This window comes from Pseudomonas multiresinivorans (genome assembly GCF_012971725.1).
In the GTDB taxonomy this organism is placed as follows: domain Bacteria; phylum Pseudomonadota; class Gammaproteobacteria; order Pseudomonadales; family Pseudomonadaceae; genus Pseudomonas; species Pseudomonas multiresinivorans.
The window spans coordinates 2,818,589-2,837,187 of the sequence record NZ_CP048833.1 but is presented as its reverse complement, the minus strand read 5'-3'; the positions used below and the strand labels follow the sequence as shown (position 1 = coordinate 2,837,187).

The window sequence follows — 18,599 nt, the reverse complement described above, 5'->3', positions numbered from 1 at the left end:
CGGCGCACGTTGGCCGCATCATAACGCTTTCGCAGGCTCGCCAAGAGCAGGCGTAACAGAATATTACAGACAACCTCGCGCAATGCCCCGCTGGCGCGGGCGGACGGCCCATTGCCGCCCGCCCAATGTCAACGCTGCGCCGCTCAGCTATAGACCGGCCAGTGCTCGACGATGCGCCCCCCGCGTATGGCCAGCAGGTCGCCGAACTGCAGCAGGATCGACTCGGACTGGGTCGGGCGCAGGAATATCTGGTCGTCCACTTTCAGGTTCACGGCGCTGGAGCCGTTGACCATCTCCTGGTTCGAGCTGCGCCCGTACAGGCCGTTGAACTGCAACCCCCTGGGCGACTCGGGTTCGGCCATCCAGTTGCCGCCGTAGACGAAGAAGGTCTCGCGCTGGTTGGTATCCCACCAGGAGAACAGTGCCGACTTGTCGTCCAGCGCCGGAATCCGCACCGGGCCGGTGCTCTTGATGACTGGCGTGGCGATGAAGGCTGCCGGCTGGTGGTCCACCAGCGATGGCAGGTCGTAGTGGGTCGGCTTGACCAGCGCCGAACCCACCGACACCTCGGTGCTGGTGCGTTCGTTCTCGTGCATCTTGTAGCTGGGGCTGCCGGCGGTATTGAGCGTCAGCCCCGGCTTCCACAGCGGCGCATGACGGGTGCGCGCGTAGTCGACGAAGCCGTCGTAGAGCGTCATGACCTTGGCGAAAAGCTCCTCGGAGGAGCCCAGTACCTCGGGCACGCCCATGCCGACGAAGGGGTCGTAGCCCATGAACCCGGCGAACTCCAGGTGCTGCGGGTTGGCGCCGATGATCGTGAGCATCCTGTCCAGCGTCGCGTGGTCCGCCACACCGCCACGGTGCAGGCCGACGTCCAGTTCGATGTTGATCCGCAGGCGGGTGTTGCGCCCTTGCGCCAGCGCCAGGTACTGCTGCAGGCGCTCGGGGGTGTCGAGCAGCCATTGCAGCTGTTTCGTCGGGTCGAACGGGCCGCGAAGTTCCTCGTAGAACTGCTGTGCCGAGCCGACCGGCAGTGGCTTGCCCAGCAGCAGGTCGGCATCGGGAAAGCGCTCGGCATCGTGATTGAGGAACGGCTGGTGGAACGACATCATCCGCCGAGTGCCGGCGCGCTGGGCGATGTAGTCGAGCAACTGCGGCGACGGCAGGGACTTCTCCACCACGCGCAGGTGCTTGCCGGTGCGGGCGACCGACTGCATCACCACGTCGACGTTGTGGTCCAGGCGGTCGAGGTCGATCAGCATCACCGGGCGCATCGGCCCGTGCTCGCGCAGTTCGCGGTTCAGCCGGGCGAAGTAGTCGTCGTAAGGCGCGCCGTGGTCGGACGGTCGCAGCCAGGCACCGGCGCCCGCGAGCAGAACTCCCGCCCCGGCCGCACCGACGATGAAATTGCGTCGTTTCATGGGTTGCTCTTCCTTGTCAGGCCACGCCCAGGATCGATGACAGGTGGGCATTGAGGAACTTGCCCTGCGGGTCCAGCTCGCGGCGCACTTCGGTGAATTCCTTCCAGCGCGGGTAGAGCGGTTGCAGCGTGCGCGCGTTGAGCGTGTGCAGCTTGCCCCAGTGCGGCCGGCCGGCATACTTCCAGAAGATCGGTTCGATGGCGGCGAAGAAGTTGTGGTGGTCCATGCTGTAGTGCTGGTGCACGGAGATGGAGCAACTGTCGCGGCCTTCGAACATGCTCAGCGGAATGTCATCGGCCTTCACGTAGCGGTATTCGATGGGGAACCAGGTGCGCAGGTCCTTGTCGTTGATCTTCTTCAGAATCTCGCGCAGGCAGGCCGGCCCGTGTTCCGCCGGGACCGAATATTCCATCTCGTTGAAGCGTACGTTGCGCACGTTGGCGTAGATGTCGTAGGAGTCGCCGACACGGTCGTCGAAGCTGGCGACATGGCGCAGGCTGTTGAGCAGGAAGCGCCGCGCGGCGGGGAAGTCGCTGCCGTACTTGTCGAGGTTCTCGATGATGCTGACGAACTGGTTGCCACCCTCCTCGGCCGGGTCCAGCGGCGGCGTGGCCGGGTCGGTGGTCTCGTTCAGGGCGATGGACAGCGCGTAGTCGGAATGGGTCATGACCTGCATTTCCCAGTGCTGGTTCTCGCGGGTGTTCTTCTCCACGTCCTCCAGCAATTCCTCGGTGCTGGCCACCCACTGCCGCTCGCGCAGGCGATAGGCCTGGCGGTTCTGCAGGCGCACGCGGGTGGCGATGCCAAAGGCGCCGAGGGATACCCGCGCGGCGTTGAACACCTCGGGGTGGCGCTGGGCGTCGCAGTCCAGCACCTCGCCGCTGGCGGTCACCAGTTGCAAGCCGGTGACGCGGGAGGAATAGGAGCCGAAGCCGACCCCGGTGCCGTGGGTCGAGGTGGAGATCGCCCCGGCCAGGGTCTGGTAATCGATGTCCGCCATGTTCGGCAGCGCCTGGCCGATCTCCTTCAGTGCCGGCCCCATGAGCGACATTGGCGTGCCGGCCGCGAATTCCGCCTGCAATGTGTCGGCATCGTGGCCGAGCAGGCCGTTGAAGTAGGCCAGCGAGACCAGCGTGCCGTCGGTCGGCACCAGGGCGCTGAAGGAGTGCGCCGAACCCACCGGGCGCACCTTGCCCTCGGCCAGGCGAATGACCTGTACCAGTTCGTCGAGGCTCTGCGGAGCCAGGCGCGCCGCGGGCAGGCAGCTCTGCCCGCCGGACCAGTTGCGCCAGGGTATCAGCCGCGGCGCGCGGGCCAGTTCGGCGGCCAGCGGGCTGCTCGACAGCGCCGCGAACGCGCCGGCAATGCCAGCGCTGTGCAGGAGCTGGCGACGGGTAAGATGAATAGGCATCGAAGCAACCCCGCCCTTACCGGACCGACTGGCCGGACATGAAGGAAATCAGCGCCAGGAACTCGTCCTCCGAGCACTGCATGCACATGCCCATCGGCGGCATGCCCTTGAAACCATTGATGCTGTGGTCCAGCAGGCTGTCCGCGCCCTGGGCGACCCGGGGCTGCCAGGCTTTCGCATCACCGGCCAGCGGTGCTCCCGACGCCGGGTTGGCGTGGCAGAGCTTGCAGCTGCTGTCATAGATTTTCGCCAGCGCGGGATCGGCAGGTGCCAGGGCGGCGGCGTTGCGGGTAGGCGGCGCGGCGTCATCGCCACAGCCGCCGAGCAGGCCGACCAGGGCCAGCAGGGCAACCGGCAGCCAGGCCGTTGCGGGTTTATGCATGGTGCTCCCCTTCTTCCCGCGCGCGGGAACGGCGCGGATTCTTGTTGTCATGGGCAGCCAGCAGGTTAAGTCGAGCACCGCTCGCCACCGAGGGCTTTGCCGGCCAACAAGGGGGCTCTGAGCGGACAGCGTGGCCGTTTCGGCAGTCTGTCGGTTTAAGGGTCTGTCGGTTTCAGGATGCGCAGGGTCGCTGCGGTGCAATCCTTGAACACAAGGGATGGCAAGCTTCCATACTGTCGAGGACCAGGCGCGCCCAGATGCCTGGCCGGATAATAACAATGGCGCCCCGAACAGCCACGCAGCCCGTGACGTGGCCGGTGCGCCGCAGCCGAAGGATTCCGGATCGCCGCCCATGGCAGGCATCCGCGATATCGAGGTGCGCTGAATGCCTCATGATTCGCTTCACCTGCCCCTGATCCATGATGTCCTGGAACGCCTGAAAGCCACGCCCGGCGCCCTGCTGCCAGTGCTTCATGCCATCCAGGACTGCGTCGGCTACATCCCCGACGATGCCCTCCCCGAAATCGCCCACGCCCTGAACCTCAGCGTCGCCGAGGTGCGCGGGGTGATCAGCTTCTACCACGACTTCCGCACCGCGCCCCCGGCCCGCCATACGCTGCGCCTGTGCCGCGCCGAGTCGTGCCAGAGCCGCGGCGCCGAAGCCCTCGCCGCACAACTGCGCGAACAGCTCGGGCTGGACGACCACGGCACCAGCGCCGACGGCCGCATCGCCCTGCGCCCGGTCTATTGCCTGGGCGCCTGCGCCTGCTCGCCGGCCCTGGAACTGGACGGCCGCGTGCACGCGCGCCTCACCGCCGAACGCCTGCGCGAGCTGGTGAACGGTTGCCGGGAGGACGCCGCATGTTGAAGCTGTTCATCCCTTGTGATTCGCTGGCCCGCGCGGTGGGCGCCGATGAGGTGACCGACGCCCTGGTCGCCGAAGCCGAGCGCCGCCAGATTCCGCTGGAGATCCAGCGCACTAGCTCCCGCGGCCTGTACTGGCTGGAACCGCTGGTGGAAATGGACGGCAGCGAAGGCCGCCTGGGCTTCGGTCCACTGGCGGCAGCCGATGTCCCGTCCCTCTTCGATGCGCTGGCCGACGACCCTGCACGCCACCCGCTGGCCCTGGGACTGGTGGAAGAGATTGCCTACCTGAAGACCCAGCAGCGCCTGCTCTTCGCCCGCGCCGGCATCACCCGGCCGCTGTCGCTGGACGACTACCGCGCCCATGGCGGCTTCGACGGCCTGGCCCGTGCCATTGGCATGGACGGCGCCGACGTCGTAGCCGCCGTGCTCGATTCCGGCCTGCGTGGCCGTGGCGGCGCGGCCTTCCCCGCCGGCATCAAGTGGCGCACTGTGCGTGACGCCGTCGGCCCGCAGAAATACGTTGTATGCAACGCCGACGAAGGCGACTCCGGCACCTTCGCCGACCGCATGCTGATGGAAGGCGACCCCTTCCTGCTGATCGAAGGCATGGCCATCGCCGGCCTCGCCGTCGGCGCGAGCATGGGCTACATCTACGTGCGCTCCGAGTACCCGGACGCCATCGTGACACTCAACCTCGCCCTGAGGATCGCCCGCGAAGCCGGCTACCTCGGCGAGGACGTCTGCGGCAGTGGCCGCGCCTTCGAGCTGGAAGTGCGGGTCGGCGCCGGCGCCTACATCTGCGGCGAGGAAACCGCCCTGCTGGATTCCCTGGAAGGCAAACGCGGCGTGGTCCGCGCCAAACCGCCACTGCCCGCGCTGCAGGGCCTGTTCGGCTTGCCGACGCTGGTGCACAACGTGCTTACCCTGGCCTCGGTGCCAATCATCCTGGCCAGGGGCGCGCAGTACTACCGCGACTTCGGCATGGGCCGCTCGCTGGGCACCATGCCCTTCCAGTTGGCGGGCAACATTCGCCACGGCGGGCTGGTGGAACGTGCCTTCGGCCTGACCCTGCGCGAGCTGGTGGAAGGCTACGGCGGCGGCACCGCCAGCGGCCGACCGCTGAAGGCCGCGCAGGTTGGCGGCCCGCTGGGCGCCTGGGTGCCGCCCTCGCAGTTCGACACCCCGCTGGACTACGAAGCCTTCGCCGCCGTCGGCGCCATGCTCGGCCATGGCGGCGTGGTGGTCGCCGACGACACGCTCGACATGGCGCGCATGGCACGCTTCGCCCTGCAGTTCTGCGCCGAGGAATCCTGCGGCAAGTGCACGCCCTGCCGCATCGGTTCGACACGCGGCGTGGAGGTGGTCGACCGGCTGATCGCCGCCACCGACCTCAGCGCCCGCGAGGAACAGGCGCGGCTGCTCACCGATCTCTGCGACACGATGCAATACGGCTCGCTCTGCGCCCTCGGCGGCATGACCGCCTTCCCCGTAGCCAGCGCCCTCAAGCACTTCCCCGCCGACTTCGGTCTGGCGACTTCGGAGGCCGACTCGTGATCAATTTCTTCGACCCTGCCACGTCCAGCACGAGTGACATCGACCTCGGCACCCCCGCCCGCGAGAGCGACGTGCAGGTCAGCCTGAGCATCGACGGCCGCGAAATCAGCGTCCCTGCCGGCACCTCAGTGATGCGCGCCGCCGCGCTGCTGGGCACCAGCATTCCCAAGCTCTGCGCCACCGACAGCCTGGAAGCCTTCGGCTCCTGCCGCATGTGCCTGGTGGAGATCGACGGCATGCGCGGCTACCCGGCCTCCTGCACCACGCCGGTCAGCGAGGGCATGGTGGTGCGCACGCAGACGCCGAAGCTGGCGGGCCTGCGCCGCAACGTCATGGAGCTGTACATCTCCGACCACCCGCTGGATTGCCTGACCTGCTCCGCCAACGGCAACTGCGAGTTGCAGACCGTGGCCGGCCAGGTCGGCCTGCGCGAGGTGCGCTACGGCTACGACGGCGCCAACCACCTGAAGGATGCCAAGGACGTCTCCAACCCCTACTTCGACTACGACCCGAGCAAGTGCATCGTCTGCAACCGCTGCGTGCGCGCCTGCGAGGAAACCCAGGGCACCTTCGCCCTGACCATCGAGGGGCGTGGCTTCGAGTCCCGTGTGGCGGCGGCCGGCGGCGAGAACTTCCTCGACTCCGAATGCGTCTCCTGCGGCGCCTGCGTGCAGGCCTGCCCCACCGCCACGCTGATGGAAAAGAGCGTGGTCGAAATCGGCCAGCCCGAGCGCGCCGTCATCACCACTTGCGCCTACTGCGGCGTGGGCTGCTCCTTCCGCGCCGAGATGAAGGGCAACCAGCTGGTGCGCATGGTCCCGGACAAGAACGGCCAGGCCAACCACGGCCACTCCTGCGTCAAGGGCCGCTTCGCCTGGGGCTACGCCACGCACCCGGATCGCATCACCAAGCCGATGATCCGCAAGCACATCAGCGACCCCTGGCAGGAAGTCAGCTGGGGCGAGGCCGTCACCTATGCTGCCAGCGAATTCCGCCGCATCCAGACAAAATACGGGCGCGACTCCATCGGCGGGATCACCTCCAGTCGCTGCACCAACGAAGAGACCTACCTGGTACAGAAACTGGTGCGCGCGGCGTTCGGCAACAACAACGTCGATACTTGTGCGCGGGTCTGCCACTCGCCCACCGGCTACGGCCTGAAGCAGACCCTCGGCGAGTCTGCCGGCACCCAGAGTTTCGACTCGGTAATGCAGTCCGACGTGGTGCTGGTAATGGGCGCCAACCCTACCGACGCGCACCCGGTGTTCGGCTCGCAGCTCAAGCGCCGCCTGCGCCAGGGCGCACAGCTGATCGTCATCGACCCCCGGCGCATCGACCTGGTCGACTCGCCCCACGCCCGCGCCGAGCTGCACCTGCAACTTCGCCCCGGCACCAACGTCGCCATGCTCAACGCGCTGGCCCACGTCATCGTCAGCGAAGGCCTGGTCAAGCAGGACTTCGTCGATGCACGCTGCGAGGCCAGCGACTTCATCCGCTGGCGCGATTTCGTCAGCCTGCCGGAGAACTCACCGGAAGCACTCGGCCCCGTGTGCGGCGTGCCCGCCGAGGAAATCCGCGCCGCCGCCCGCCTCTACGCCACCGGCGGCAACGCGGCGATCTACTACGGCCTGGGCGTCACCGAACACAGCCAGGGCAGCACCGCGGTGATGGGCATCGCCAACCTCGCCATGGCCACCGGCAACGTCGGCCGCGAGGGCGTCGGGGTGAACCCGCTGCGCGGGCAGAACAACGTGCAGGGCTCCTGCGACATGGGCTCCTTCCCCCACGAACTGCCCGGCTACCGGCACATTTCCAACCAGACCGTGCGCAGCCAGTTCGAACAGGCCTGGGGTGTCACCCTGCAGCCCGACCCTGGCCTGCGCATTCCCAACATGTTCGAAGCGGCGCTGGGCGGCACCTTCAAGGCGCTTTACTGCCAGGGCGAGGATATCGCCCAGAGCGACCCGAATACCCAGCACGTCACCGCAGCCCTCTCCGCCATGGAATGCGTGGTGGTGCAGGACATCTTCCTCAATGAAACCGCCAAGTTCGCCCACGTGTTCCTGCCGGGCAGCTCCTTCCTCGAGAAGGACGGCACCTTCACCAACGCCGAGCGGCGCATCTCGCGGGTACGCAAGGTGATGGAACCGCTGGGCGGCAAGGCCGACTGGGAAGCCACGGTCGCCCTGGCCAACGCCCTGGGTTACCCGATGGACTACCAGCACCCGTCGCAGATCATGGACGAGATCGCCCGCCTGACACCGACCTTCACCCGCGTCAGCTACGCCGAACTGGACCGCCACGGCAGCCTGCAATGGCCGTGCAACGACGCTGCACCCGATGGCACGCCGACCATGCACATCGAGCAGTTCGTGCGCGGCAAGGGGCGCTTCATGCTCACCGGCTACGTGCCCACGGAAGAGAAGGTCAACGCCCGCTACCCGCTGCTGCTCACCACCGGGCGCATCCTCAGCCAGTACAACGTCGGCGCCCAGACCCGGCGCACCGACAACGTCGCCTGGCACGAGGAAGATCGCCTGGAGATCCACGCCAGCGACGCCGAGAGCCGGGGCATCAACGACGGCGACTGGGTTGGCATCGGCAGCCGCGCCGGGCAGACGGTGCTGCGCGCCAAGGTCAGCGAGCGGGTAGCGCCGGGCGTGGTCTACACGACCTTCCACTTCCCCGAATCGGGCGCCAACGTGATCACCACCGACAACTCCGACTGGGCCACCAACTGCCCGGAATACAAGGTCACCGCGGTGGAAGTGGTGCGCGTGTTCCAGCCTTCGGAATGGCAGAAGCGCTACCAGGCGTTCAGCGACGAACAACGCCGCCTGCTCAAGGAGCGCCGCCATGCCCAAGCCGCCCAAGCCGCGCAAAACGAGAAAGCCGAGGTCCGTCGATGAGCGTCGAGAACCTGATCAAGATGGCCAACCAGATCGGCCAGTACTTCTCCACCGAGTCGGACCACGAGCTGGCGGTGCGCGGCGTGCAGCAACACCTGCAGAACTTCTGGACACCCGCCATGCGCCGCGAAATCAAGGCCTGGCATGAGCAGAATCCGGGCGATGAACTGCATCCCCTGGTGCGAGCGGCACTGGCAGAGGCGACCGCACAGGTTTAGCCGAAGCCCGGTGCGCGGACCGGGCTGCTGGCACGGCCTCAGGCGTGCTTGCCCGACGCGGTCTCCGCTGGGACCGCGTACTGCGGTTTGAGCTTGCCGTCCTGGTCGAGCAGCCAGGCGTCCATGATCTCGCGCACCACCGGCCCGGCCACGCGGCCGCCGGCCTCGCCGTTCTCGATGGTCACCGAGACCACGATGGACGGATCGCTGGCCGGGGCGAAGCCGACGAACAAGGCGTTGTCGCGGTGGCGCTCCTGGGTTTTCAGGCGGTTGTAGCGCTCGCCCTGGCGGATCGCGACGATCTGCGCGGTGCCGCTCTTGCCGGCGATGCGGTACTGCGCGCCCTGCCCCGCGGCGCGCGCGCCACCGCCCGGATCGTGCATGACCAGTTGCATGCCGTAGTTCACCGCATCCCAGTCACGGGGATTGCTCAGGTGGATGTTGGGCATGGGATTGGCATCGACAACGTCTTCCCCGCCCACCGACTCGGCCAGTCGCGGCCGATGCCAGGCGCCCTTGCTGGCGATCAGCGAGGTCGCCTCGGCGAGTTGCAGCGGCGTCACCTGCATGTAGCCCTGGCCGATGCCGAGGATCACCGTCTCGCCGGGGAACCAGGCCTGGCGCCGGGTGGCGCGTTTCCATTCGCGGGACGGCATCAGCCCGGCGGATTCCTCGGCCATGTCGATGGAGACCTTGCTGCCGAGCCCGAAGCGGCTCAGGTAGTCGTGCATGCGGTCGATGCCGAGCTTGTGGGCGACGTCGTAGAAGTAGGTGTCGTTGGAACGCTTGATGGCCGTGTCGAGGTCGACCCAGCCATCGCCGCTGTGGTTCCAGTTGCGGTACTTGTGGTCGAAGTTGGGCAGCTGGAAGTAGCCCGGATCGAAGACCCGCGTGGCCGGCGTGATGGTGCCGGTATCAAGCCCGGCGATGGCCACCACCGGCTTGATGGTCGAGCCCGGCGAATAGAGGCCGCGCAGCGCCCGGTTGAACAGCGGCCGGTCGATGGAATCACGCAGTTCGGCGTACTGCGCCGAGCTGATGCCGTTGACGAAGAGGTTCGGGTCGAAGCTCGGGTTGCTGACCATCGCCAGCACCTGGCCGGTGTTCGGGTCCAGCGCCACCACGGAGCCACGGCGATCGCCCAGGGCCTTCTCGGCGGCGACCTGCAGGTCCACGTCAAGGCCCAGCACGATGTTCTCCCCGGCCACCGGCGCAACCTTCTTCAGCACCCGCATGACGCGGCCCTGGGCGTTGGTTTCCACTTCCTCGTAGCCCACATGACCATGCAGCTGCGATTCATAGAAGTGCTCGACGCCGGTCTTGCCGACGTACTCGGTGCCGCGGTACTCGGTGCTGTCGAGGCGGGTGGCCTCGCGCTCGTTGATCCGCCCGACAAAGCCGACCGAGTGGGCGAAATGCTCGCCGTAAGGGTAGTGACGGACGAATTCGGCATCCACATCGATGCCCGGCAGCTTGTAGCGATTGACCTCGATGAGGGCGATCTGCTCCTCGCTCAGCTCATGCAGCAGGGTGACCGGTTCGAAGGGATGGCGGCTCTTCTTCAGGGCCTTGTCACACTGCAGGCGTTGCTCGGCACTCAGGTGAAGAATATCGGTGACCTGATCGAGCACCGCCTCGGAATTGCCAGCGCGCTCGCGGGTCAGGGTGAGGTTGAAGCTGGGCAGGTTCTCGGCCAGCACCTTGCCATTGCGGTCGAAGATCAGCCCGCGCTCCGGGGGAATCGGCAGCACATGAATACGGTTGTTCTCGGAGACGGTGGCGTTGGTCGCGTAGTCGGTGACCTGGAGGAAGTACATCCTCGCCACCAGGGTCACGCTCATCAGGGCCACCAACGCGCCGCAGGCGATCAGCCGGCGGTTGACCAGCGTCGACTCCTGCTGGTGGTCCTTGAGTTTGATCGGGTCGTGCATCGGGAGATTCCAGAAGGTCCCCATCGATCCTGCGGAAAAGCGGCTCAACCACGCCGAGCGCGGGGGCTTTCCGATCGATGCGGCCTGTTTGCAGCGCAGTTGGACGGAAGAAGCCGGCAGCACCTGGCGCGGTGCAATCACGCGTCGTCTGGCAGGCCGGCGCGGCATGGTACCAGACCGACAGGCCGGATTCTGACCGGTAGTCGAGGCGTTGCCCTCGCGATCCCGGAAAGCTCGCCTGTAAGTGGAGCGCTAGCGCGAGGGCCTACCCTCTCCCTAGCCCTGGCTGGGGAGAGGGGATACGCAGGTATGGACTTCCCGGCAGAAGACGATTGCTCCCACGTAAATGGCAATGCCGGCGCCAAGCAGGAGGAGCACGCATGACCTGCTCCCGCAAGCGATGCCAACGCCTACCTCAGAGCCCGGCAACTCCCGCCCTGGCGACCTGCGCGTCCTGCTCGGCGCGAACGCCGGAAACGCCGACCGCACCCACCACCTGCCCGCCCACCAGGATCGGCACGCCGCCCTCCAGGGAGGTGAGCAGCGGCGCGCTGAGGAAGGCCGTGCGGCCGCCGTTGACCATGTTCTCGTACTCGCGGGTCTCGCGCCGGCCGATAGCCGCGCTGCGGGCCTTCTCGGTGGCGATATAGGCGCTGGCCTGGGCGCAGCCATCCAGGCGCACCAGCGCCAGCGGGTGGCCGCCGTCGTCGGCCACGGCGATGCAGACGGCCCAGCCCTGGCGCCGGGCTTCGTCGGTGGCGGCAGCGACGATGCGGGTGACGTCGATCTGGTCGAGTACGGCTTTCTGTTGCATGAAATCTCTCTTGTGAATCGGCGCGCAGCGCCAAGTGGGAAGCCTGGAAAATCAGACCACCGAGCCTTCCGGCGGCTGCTCCAGCACCGCCACAACCACCGCGCTGCCGACGATCAGCACGATGCCGACCAACGACAGCAGGCTGAGCACCTCGCCCCAGATCAGGTAGCCGAGCAGGCTCGCCCAGATGATGCTGGTGTAGGTGTAAGGCGCCAGGGTGGCCGCGTGGGCGCGGCGCACGGCGATGGTGAACAGCAGTTGGCCCAGCGTCGCCAACAGGCCGAGGGCAAGCATCAGCCCCAGGTCCGGCAGGCTCGGCGTGCTCCAGGAAAACGGCAGCGTGGCGCCGGTCACCAGCGTGCCGACCACGGTGAAATACAGCACCGTGGTGGTGGAGTCGTCGGTCTCGCGGATGCGACGTATCTGGATCATCGACAGCGCGCCGAAGAAGGCGCTGGCCACCAGCAGCGCCGGACCGGCCAGGCTGGCTTCGGCGTTGTCGGGCTTGACCACCATCAGCACGCCGAGGAAGCCGAGCACCGCCGCCAGCGCATTGCGCGGCAGCAGGCGTTCGCCCAGCAGCAGCGGCGCCAGCACTATCACCAGCAGCGCCTCGGAATAGGCGATGGAGATAGCTTCACTCAGGGGCACATAGGGCAACCCGGCGAAGAACAGCGCGGACGAACCCAGCAAAGTCACCGCACGGATGCTCTGCCCGCGCACGTCCAGCTGCCGCCAGCGCTGCACCAGCGGCCGCCCACGCAGGCAGAGCAGGAAGGCCGGCAGCACGCCGAAGGCCATGCGGAAGAAGGTCACTTCGTTGGCCGGGTATTTCAGCGCCACGACCTTGGCCAGTGCATCCACCACGGCGAAGCAGAACATCGACAACAGCATCAGGCCCACGCTGCGCATGACATGGCTGCGAGGGGCGACGAGGGTCAGCTGGGGCATGTCGTGTTCTCCTTCTTGTTCGGGGTAGATGTCCGTGGTGAATGCCGGCGCTTCAGCGCGTGCTGAAGCGGCTGGCGAGGAAGGGCGTCACCGGCACGCTGGTGACGACGTCGCTGGCCTGCTCGGCGAGCAACTGGCCGGTGATGGCGCCGAGGGTCAGACCGATGTGGCCGTGGCCGAAGTTGTAGAACACCTGCGGCAGCCGCCGGGACGGGCCGAGCACCGGCATGCTGTCCGGCACCGAGGAGCGGAAGCCCATCCACTGCGACACCGGCTCGTGCTGCAGGCGCAGGAAGCGCCGCGCGCCACGGGTCAGGCAGCGGTAGCGCGCCGGGCTCGGCAGCGCCTCCAGTCCGGCGAATTCCACCGTGCCGGCCACCCGCAGGCCCTGCGCCATGGGCGTCATGTAGAAGCCGCCGGCGCCCCAGCACACCGGGCGATTGAGCACCTGCCCGGCATGGCCGAAGAGCACGTGGTAACCGCGCTCGGTGTCCTGCGGCACGGCATCGCCCAATTGGTCCACCAGCGTGCGCGACCAGGCGCCGGTGCACAGCGCCACGCGGTCGGCGGCCAGCCGCTCGCCGGTCGTCAGTTGCGCCTGCACCGCGTCCCTGCCCTGCCCGGCCGGATCGATGCCCAGCAGCTCGCCGCGACGGAACTCGCCGCCCATGGAAACGAAACGCTCGAACAGGCGCATGCTCAGCGCGTACGGATCAAGCGTGCGGCTCACGCCCGGCAGCTCCACCGCGCAGCTGGCGCGGGCGTTGAGCGCCGGCTCCAGCTCGCGCAACTCGCCGCCTTCGACGAAGCGGATCGGCACCTCGAAGCGCCGGTGGTAATCCACCATGGCCTGGGCGTCACTGCGTTCATGCTCCTCGAAGATATACAGCGAGCCATCGTGGCGGATCAGGTCATTGGCGCCGGCCGCATCGAACAACCCCTGCCACGCCTCCATGCAAGGGCGCAGCAGGGTATTGAGATCGTGGCCGATGGCTTCGACGCGATCACGCCGCGAGGCTGCCAGGAACCGCAGCAGCCACGGCGCAATGCGTGGCAGATAGGCCGGGCGGATCGCCAGCGGGCTGTCCGGGCGCAGCAGCATGCCCGGCGCCTTGCGCCAGATACCGGGCGTGGCCACCGGCTCCACCGAGTAGGTGGCGAAGGTGCACGCGTTGCCGAATGACGTGGCCAGGCCCGGCGGATTGCGGTCCAGCAGGGTCACGCGGAAGTCGCGGCGTTGCAGTTGCAGCGCGGTGGCCAGGCCGACCACGCCGGCGCCAACCACCAGGGCGTGGCGGCGCAGGTCGTTGGGCTGGGTCATTTGCCGCTCATCACTCGGGTCCACAGGCGGGTGCTCATGCGCATCCCGGAGGGCGACAGGGTCTTGATCGGGAACAGGGTGTCGAGCACTTCCTGCGGCGGATAGACGGCCGGATTCGCAAGCAGTTCCGGTTTCACGTACTGGCTCGCGGCGGCGTTGCCGTTGGGGTACTGAACGGCGTTGGTAATGTTGGCGATTACCTCGGGTTGCAGCAGGTAGTTCATGTAGGCGTAGGCGTTGTCCAGGTGCGGCGCGCCCTTGGGAATGGTCACGGTGTCCACGGCGATGGTGCTGCCTTCGCGCGGCAGGCTGTAGCCGATCTTCACGCCGTTGCCGGCCTGCTGGGCGGTGGTCATGGCCTGCAGCACGTCGCCGCTGAAGCCGATGGCGACGCAGATGTTGCCGTTGGCCAGGTCGCTGACGTACTTGGACTGGTGGAAGTAGCGAATCGACGGGCGGATCGCCTGCAGCGCCGCCTCGGCCGCCTTGAAGTCGTCCGGGTTCTGGCTCGCCGGGTCGCGGCCGAGCACCTTGAGGGTGATGGGCACCATCTGGGTGGCGTTGTCGATCACCGCGATGCCGCACTGGGCGAGTTTCTCCGCGTTCTTCGGGTCGAACAGCAGCTGCCAGCTGCGGGTGACATCGGTGTTGCCGAAGATGGCCTTGATCCTGTCCTCGTTGTAGCCGATGCCCACGGTCACCCAGAGGTAGGGAATGGCGTAGCGGTTACCCGGATCGCTGACCTCGAGGATCTTCATCAGCTTGGGGTCGAGATTGTTCCAGTTGGGCAGCTTGCTCTTGTCCAGTTCCTGGATGGCGCCGGCCTTGATCAGCCGCGGCAGGAAGTGGTTGGACGGGCTGGCCAGATCGTAGCCGCTGGCGCCGGTCATCAGCTTGGCTTCGGTGGTCTCGTTGCTGTCCACCAGGTCGTAGGTGGTCTGGATGCCGGTCTGCTTGGTGAAGTTCGCCAGGGTGTCGTCGGCGATGTAGCTGCTCCAGTTGGCGATGGTGACGGTCGGCGCCGCCTGGGCCCCTGCGGCCAGGGTGAGGCCCGCCAGCGTCAGGCTGGCCAGTGTCGTGGATCGGTTGATCATGCTGCCCTCGGTTTTTGTTTTTGCAGTTGGTCGTTATGGAGTGTCGTGCGTGGGTAAAGCGATGAATCAGGCCTCGGCGCGCGCGCGGCGCACTTCCCAGGCCATGCGCAGCGAGGCGCCGATATCGAAGAACGGGCTGGGCGGCAGGTAGCCGGGAGTGGCCTGCGCCAGCACATCGGCCAGCACCGGCGAGCTGTCGCCCACCGTCATTTCCACCAGCAGGCGGCCCCACAGGGTGCCGCGCGCCACGCCGGAACCGTTGCAGCCGGCCACGGCATGCAGGCCCTGGTCGACGCGGGCGAAATACGGCTCGCCGGAGCGGGTGCCGCTCAAGTGGCCGGTCCAGCTGTAGGCGATATCGGCGTCGACGATGCCGGGGAAACGCTTCTGCAAACCGATGAGATGGCGGCGACGGCGCTCGGCCAGCGCGCGGTTGTCGAGGTCGCGATGGCGGTACTCGACGGTATTGCGGATCAGCAGTCGGCGGCCAGGCAGCAGGCGCACAGTGCCGCCACCTGGCAACGGCGCGAGCACGCCCCACTGACGCTCGCCGAACAGCGCTTGCCAGCGTGGCTCATCCAGCGGGCGGGTGATGCTGGCGCTGAGTTCCAGCGGGAAGGCGCCGCTGTCGTGCAGACCGGCGCGGGCGATGAATGCGCCCAGGCAGACCAGCACCTGCGAAGCCTGGACCTCGCCCTGCGCAGTGCGTGCCACCCAACCCTGACCGCTGCGGCGCAGGTCGGTCACGCCGCTCTGCTCGAAGATGTCCACCGATGCCGGCAGGCTGTCGGCCAGTCCCTTCACGTAGCGCGCCGGTTGCAGCAGCGCGTTGCCGCCCGCGCAATGGATGGCCCGCGCGTAGAAGGCGCTGCCGAGCCGTTGCTCCAGCGCTGCGCCTTCGTAGTAGCGAGCGTTCGCGCCGACCGCAGCCAGGGTGGCAAGGATGCCGTCGATGTCGCCCAGGTGCTCGGGACGGTGCGCGGCGAAGTGATAGCCGTCGTTGTAAAGCTCGCAGTCGATGTTCAGTTCGGCGATGCGCTGGCGGACCTCCTGCGCTGCCGCGATGCCAATGCGCGAGGCCACCTGGTAGGCGGCATGGCCGGGTTGCCCCAGGCGTTCGCTGGCCGCGGGCAACTCGTGGGCGACGACGAAACCGGAGTTGCGCGCGGAGGCACCCTGGGCGATGCGCTGGCGCTCCAGCAGCACCACGCGCTGTTGCGGAAAGCGCGCTGCCAGCGTGTGAGCGGCGGACAGTCCGGTGATACCGCCGCCGATGATCAGCCAGTCTGCCCGCTGGGTTCCGCTCAGCGTCGGCCGCGCAGGCAATTCGCCCGCCAGGTCGATCCAGCCGCAGTGATTGTTCATTGCCCGGCACTCCTTCACAATCCATGCGCCGGGCGTATCCAAGCGATTTCCCCGATGGCGCGTCATGACCAGAATCTACGGGCAGTAGCGCTGAGCGCACCAACGCTCATTTTTCATCCTTGTATTCTCAAAACGCATAGATTGCGAATGGAAGACTCATGGACAGACTGCTGCGCGTTCCCTCCCTGCAGGCACTGCAAGCGCTGGTGCACGTTGCCGAATCCGGCAGCTTCACAGCGGCCGCGCAACAGCTGCACCTGACCCAGAGCGCCATCAGCCGGCAGGTCCAGCAACTGGAGGAGTACTACCGTGTGCCGCTGTTCGACCGCACCAGCCGCAAGGTGGCGCTGACCGACGCCGGCCGCGAGGTGTACACGGTGGCCGAAGGCATGCTGCAGCAGTTGCTGCGCCTGGAGGAACGCCTGGCCCCGGCCTCGGCGGACCGGCCCTTCCGCATCCGCATCTTCGTCTCGCTGGCGGTACGCTGGCTGCTGCCGCGCCTGAGTTCCTTCTACTCGCGGCACCCGGAGCTGTGCCTGTCCATCGAGACGGTGGGCGGCGAAGTGGTGGACGATGGCGGCGACTGCGACGCCTACGTGCTCTACCTGCCCAGCGGCAGCGACCCCCAGGGCCGTGCGCTGACCCCGCTGTACGACGAATACCTGATCCCGGTCTGCGCCCCGCGCCTGGACGACGGCCAGGAGCCGCCGCGCTCACTGGAGGAACTGGCCCGCCATCCGCTGATCCACGCCTCCAGCGGCGGCCTGGAATGGCCGCAGTGGCTACGCGCCCAGGCCGCGCCACCACCGGCGCAGTTCAAGCACATGCTGTTCAACCTCGACGACCTGGCACTGGACGCCGCCACCCGCGGCCTGGGCGTGGCCATGACCGATCGCATGCTGGCCCACGACGCCCTGCAGCGCGGCGACCTCATCGTGCCTTTCGGCGAGGCGCTGAAGACCGGCGGCCGCTACGCCCTGTGGCTGCGCGACAGCGGCGCCGCCCACCCGGCCTGCCAGCCGGTGCTCGACTGGTTCGAGGAGCAGCGCAACCAGTTGCAAGCTTGACCCGAGTTCAGGCCAGCTCTCGTGGAATCTCGCTGCACAGGCCCTCCACCGCTTTCCAGGCGGTATCCCGCGCGCGAGCCAGCACGGCCTGTTTCCACTGATCGGTGTCGACGTAGAAGGCATCCCGCAGCTGCTGCTTGATCCGTTGCGCCTTTGCCACCGGCGCACCGGGGTTCCGGTGCAACCACTGGTCCGCGCGCAGCGCTTCGAGCACTTGCGAGCCGGGCACGGTGCCGAACTCCAGGCTCATGGAGATCAGCAGCGCCTGCGGGCACTCCTCGAATGCCGCGTGGACCAGCTTGCCGCTGAGCTTCACCGACACGCTGTTGCCCTCCTCCGTGGAGCGCACCTCCTCGCCCCACCAGGCGCGAGCGCGGAGCAAAGCTGCTGGGCGCGGATCACCCGAGTAGATGTACTCGCCGTAGCCGGTCGGGCCGAGGCCGGTGTGCACGTCGATCCAGGCTATTTCGCGGCATTGCCGGCCATGCTGACGCAGCACATGGCGCACGGTGCGATTGCTCCAGGTCGGCTCAGTGCCAGAGAAGAACAGCCCATCGGGATGACTGGCCTGGCCGGAGGAAATCGCCCGCTGCAATTCCCAGCGGCCATGGCGCAGTGCATAGCCGAGCAGCCGCAGGCGCCCCAACGGGCTCGGCCAGCGACGGGGCGTGAGTACCGGGTCCAGGCGTGCATAACCGGGGTTCTCCGGGGCCGCCTGGGTGAAGTCGCGGAAGTTGCGGTTGAGGTCGACGTTCTCCTGGGTCCAGCGGCGCCACCAGGAAAAGCCATGGGGGTTGGCGGCATGCAGGTAGAGCACCGCGCAATCGTGGCGCAGCGCATGCTCGCGCCATTGGGTGTCGGCGAGCAGTGCGCTCTGCACAGCGGAGCCACAGAAACCCTCGGCGCCATGGCAGCCGCTGCTGATGATCAGCAGCCGCTGCGCATCGGGCGCGCCTTCGCGGGCGACGTCCAGCGCCAGCGTCTCGCCATCGCGCCCGGTGAGTGGATGGACATGGGACTCCACCAGCAGGCCGGCGGCCGCGCAGGCGTCGAGGAACCTGCTGCGCGCCTGGGCGTAGCTCTGGGAGAAATATGACGATGCGTGCATGGAGACTCCGGCCGTTTCGTGGGGCATCTGACGGTCGGCAGGATGCATCAGCGCGGCGGCGCGGAGTAATGATCTCTACACATGAGCATTGAGGCTGGTTATGCCAGCGCCACTCGCGCCGAGCGCGACGCCACCACCATTCACCAGTACCGGCCGGCTTCTTGGCAGCCCGGCATGGAGGCCGCG

At 67.5% G+C, this 18,599-nt stretch carries 16 protein-coding genes; 6 read left to right on the top strand and 10 right to left on the bottom strand.

The features are described from left to right. Nucleotides 1-143: 143 nt before the first annotated feature. From G4G71_RS13055 to G4G71_RS13045, 3 genes are all read right to left on the bottom strand, one after another. Nucleotides 144-1,352 carry a DSD1 family PLP-dependent enzyme gene (locus G4G71_RS13055; protein WP_420826011.1) on the bottom strand — a complete coding sequence of 403 codons (1,209 nt, stop codon included), beginning with the start codon at nt 1,350-1,352 and terminating at the stop codon, nt 144-146. Nucleotides 1,353-1,437: 85 nt separating this feature from the next. Beyond that, the gene (locus G4G71_RS13050) at nt 1,438-2,832 is read right to left on the bottom strand and encodes a D-arabinono-1,4-lactone oxidase (protein ID WP_420825998.1); all 1,395 of its coding nucleotides are present in this window, start codon (nt 2,830-2,832) and stop codon (nt 1,438-1,440) included. A 16-nt stretch (nt 2,833-2,848) separates the two neighbouring features. Then, on the bottom strand, nt 2,849-3,214 hold the full coding sequence (locus tag G4G71_RS13045) for a c-type cytochrome (protein WP_169938159.1): 366 nt from the start codon (nt 3,212-3,214) through the stop codon (nt 2,849-2,851). Between the two features lie 217 nt (nt 3,215-3,431). Between G4G71_RS13045 and G4G71_RS13040 the strand changes: the two genes are divergently transcribed. Genes G4G71_RS13040 through G4G71_RS13020 form a run of 5 tightly spaced genes read left to right on the top strand, consistent with a single transcriptional unit; the run spans nt 3,432 to nt 8,762 of the window. Beyond that, entirely contained in the window at nt 3,432-3,599 is a 168-nt protein-coding gene (locus tag G4G71_RS13040) for a hypothetical protein (RefSeq protein WP_169938157.1), read from the top strand. Then, a complete protein-coding gene (locus G4G71_RS13035) occupies nt 3,600-4,082 on the top strand; it encodes a formate dehydrogenase subunit gamma (protein ID WP_169938155.1) in 483 nt (160 codons plus the stop codon). Further along, nucleotides 4,076-5,635: a formate dehydrogenase beta subunit gene (locus G4G71_RS13030; RefSeq protein WP_169938153.1), complete on the top strand. Its 1,560-nt coding sequence runs from the start codon at nt 4,076-4,078 to the stop codon at nt 5,633-5,635. Before G4G71_RS13035 ends, G4G71_RS13030 begins: the two co-directional genes overlap by 7 nt. Next, the gene (gene fdhF, locus G4G71_RS13025) at nt 5,632-8,544 is read left to right on the top strand and encodes a formate dehydrogenase subunit alpha (RefSeq protein ID WP_169938151.1); all 2,913 of its coding nucleotides are present in this window, start codon (nt 5,632-5,634) and stop codon (nt 8,542-8,544) included. The genes G4G71_RS13030 and fdhF overlap by 4 nt, the downstream gene beginning before the upstream one ends. Beyond that, nucleotides 8,541-8,762 carry a formate dehydrogenase subunit delta gene (locus tag G4G71_RS13020; protein ID WP_169938149.1) on the top strand — a complete coding sequence of 74 codons (222 nt, stop codon included), beginning with the start codon at nt 8,541-8,543 and terminating at the stop codon, nt 8,760-8,762. Before fdhF ends, G4G71_RS13020 begins: the two co-directional genes overlap by 4 nt. A 38-nt stretch (nt 8,763-8,800) precedes the next feature. Here the strand turns inward: G4G71_RS13020 and mrdA are convergent, their stop codons facing one another. From mrdA to G4G71_RS12990, 6 genes are all read right to left on the bottom strand, one after another. Then, nucleotides 8,801-10,693: a penicillin-binding protein 2 gene (gene mrdA / locus G4G71_RS13015; RefSeq protein ID WP_169938148.1), complete on the bottom strand. Its 1,893-nt coding sequence runs from the start codon at nt 10,691-10,693 to the stop codon at nt 8,801-8,803. Nucleotides 10,694-11,108: 415 nt separating this feature from the next. Continuing rightward, nucleotides 11,109-11,507, bottom strand: coding sequence for a heme-binding protein (locus G4G71_RS13010; protein WP_169938145.1), 399 nt, complete (start codon nt 11,505-11,507; stop codon nt 11,109-11,111). A 51-nt stretch (nt 11,508-11,558) separates the two neighbouring features. Continuing rightward, nucleotides 11,559-12,458, bottom strand: a complete 900-nt coding sequence (locus tag G4G71_RS13005) for a DMT family transporter (RefSeq protein ID WP_169938143.1) — start codon at nt 12,456-12,458, stop codon at nt 11,559-11,561. Between the two features lie 52 nt (nt 12,459-12,510). After that, nucleotides 12,511-13,779: an NAD(P)/FAD-dependent oxidoreductase gene (locus G4G71_RS13000; protein ID WP_169938141.1), complete on the bottom strand. Its 1,269-nt coding sequence runs from the start codon at nt 13,777-13,779 to the stop codon at nt 12,511-12,513. Further along, entirely contained in the window at nt 13,776-14,873 is a 1,098-nt protein-coding gene (locus G4G71_RS12995; protein WP_169938140.1) for a polyamine ABC transporter substrate-binding protein, read from the bottom strand. Before G4G71_RS12995 ends, G4G71_RS13000 begins: the two co-directional genes overlap by 4 nt. A 66-nt stretch (nt 14,874-14,939) precedes the next feature. Next, nucleotides 14,940-16,238, bottom strand: coding sequence for an NAD(P)/FAD-dependent oxidoreductase (locus G4G71_RS12990; protein WP_169938138.1), 1,299 nt, complete (start codon nt 16,236-16,238; stop codon nt 14,940-14,942). A gap of 158 nt (nt 16,239-16,396) precedes the next feature. On the opposite strand from G4G71_RS12990, the gene G4G71_RS12985 reads away from it, so the two are divergent. After that, complete coding sequence (locus G4G71_RS12985) at nt 16,397-17,305, top strand: LysR substrate-binding domain-containing protein (RefSeq protein ID WP_169938136.1); 909 nt, start codon at nt 16,397-16,399, stop codon at nt 17,303-17,305. Nucleotides 17,306-17,312: 7 nt separating this feature from the next. On the opposite strand, the gene G4G71_RS12980 is transcribed toward G4G71_RS12985, so the two are convergent. Beyond that, nucleotides 17,313-18,413 (bottom strand): M14 family metallopeptidase, encoded by a 1,101-nt coding sequence (locus G4G71_RS12980; RefSeq protein WP_169938134.1) that lies wholly within the window; start codon nt 18,411-18,413, stop codon nt 17,313-17,315. Nucleotides 18,414-18,599 lie beyond the last annotated feature (186 nt).

Bases quoted from the DNA above. Each gene is read 5' to 3' on its own strand.
- G4G71_RS13050 (WP_420825998.1), bottom strand. From the start codon at position 2,832: ATGCCTATTCATCTTACCCGTCGCCAGCTCCTGCACAGCGCTGGCATT.
- G4G71_RS13045 (WP_169938159.1), bottom strand. From the start codon at position 3,214: ATGCATAAACCCGCAACGGCCTGGCTGCCGGTTGCCCTGCTGGCCCTG.
- G4G71_RS13040 (WP_169938157.1), top strand. From the start codon at position 3,432: ATGGCAAGCTTCCATACTGTCGAGGACCAGGCGCGCCCAGATGCCTGG.
- G4G71_RS13035 (WP_169938155.1), top strand. From the start codon at position 3,600: ATGCCTCATGATTCGCTTCACCTGCCCCTGATCCATGATGTCCTGGAA.
- G4G71_RS13030 (WP_169938153.1), top strand. From the start codon at position 4,076: ATGTTGAAGCTGTTCATCCCTTGTGATTCGCTGGCCCGCGCGGTGGGC.
- G4G71_RS13020 (WP_169938149.1), top strand. From the start codon at position 8,541: ATGAGCGTCGAGAACCTGATCAAGATGGCCAACCAGATCGGCCAGTAC.
- mrdA (WP_169938148.1), bottom strand. From the start codon at position 10,693: ATGCACGACCCGATCAAACTCAAGGACCACCAGCAGGAGTCGACGCTG.
- G4G71_RS13010 (WP_169938145.1), bottom strand. From the start codon at position 11,507: ATGCAACAGAAAGCCGTACTCGACCAGATCGACGTCACCCGCATCGTC.
- G4G71_RS13005 (WP_169938143.1), bottom strand. From the start codon at position 12,458: ATGCCCCAGCTGACCCTCGTCGCCCCTCGCAGCCATGTCATGCGCAGC.
- G4G71_RS13000 (WP_169938141.1), bottom strand. From the start codon at position 13,779: ATGACCCAGCCCAACGACCTGCGCCGCCACGCCCTGGTGGTTGGCGCC.
- G4G71_RS12995 (WP_169938140.1), bottom strand. From the start codon at position 14,873: ATGATCAACCGATCCACGACACTGGCCAGCCTGACGCTGGCGGGCCTC.
- G4G71_RS12990 (WP_169938138.1), bottom strand. From the start codon at position 16,238: ATGAACAATCACTGCGGCTGGATCGACCTGGCGGGCGAATTGCCTGCG.
- G4G71_RS12985 (WP_169938136.1), top strand. From the start codon at position 16,397: ATGGACAGACTGCTGCGCGTTCCCTCCCTGCAGGCACTGCAAGCGCTG.
- G4G71_RS12980 (WP_169938134.1), bottom strand. From the start codon at position 18,413: ATGCACGCATCGTCATATTTCTCCCAGAGCTACGCCCAGGCGCGCAGC.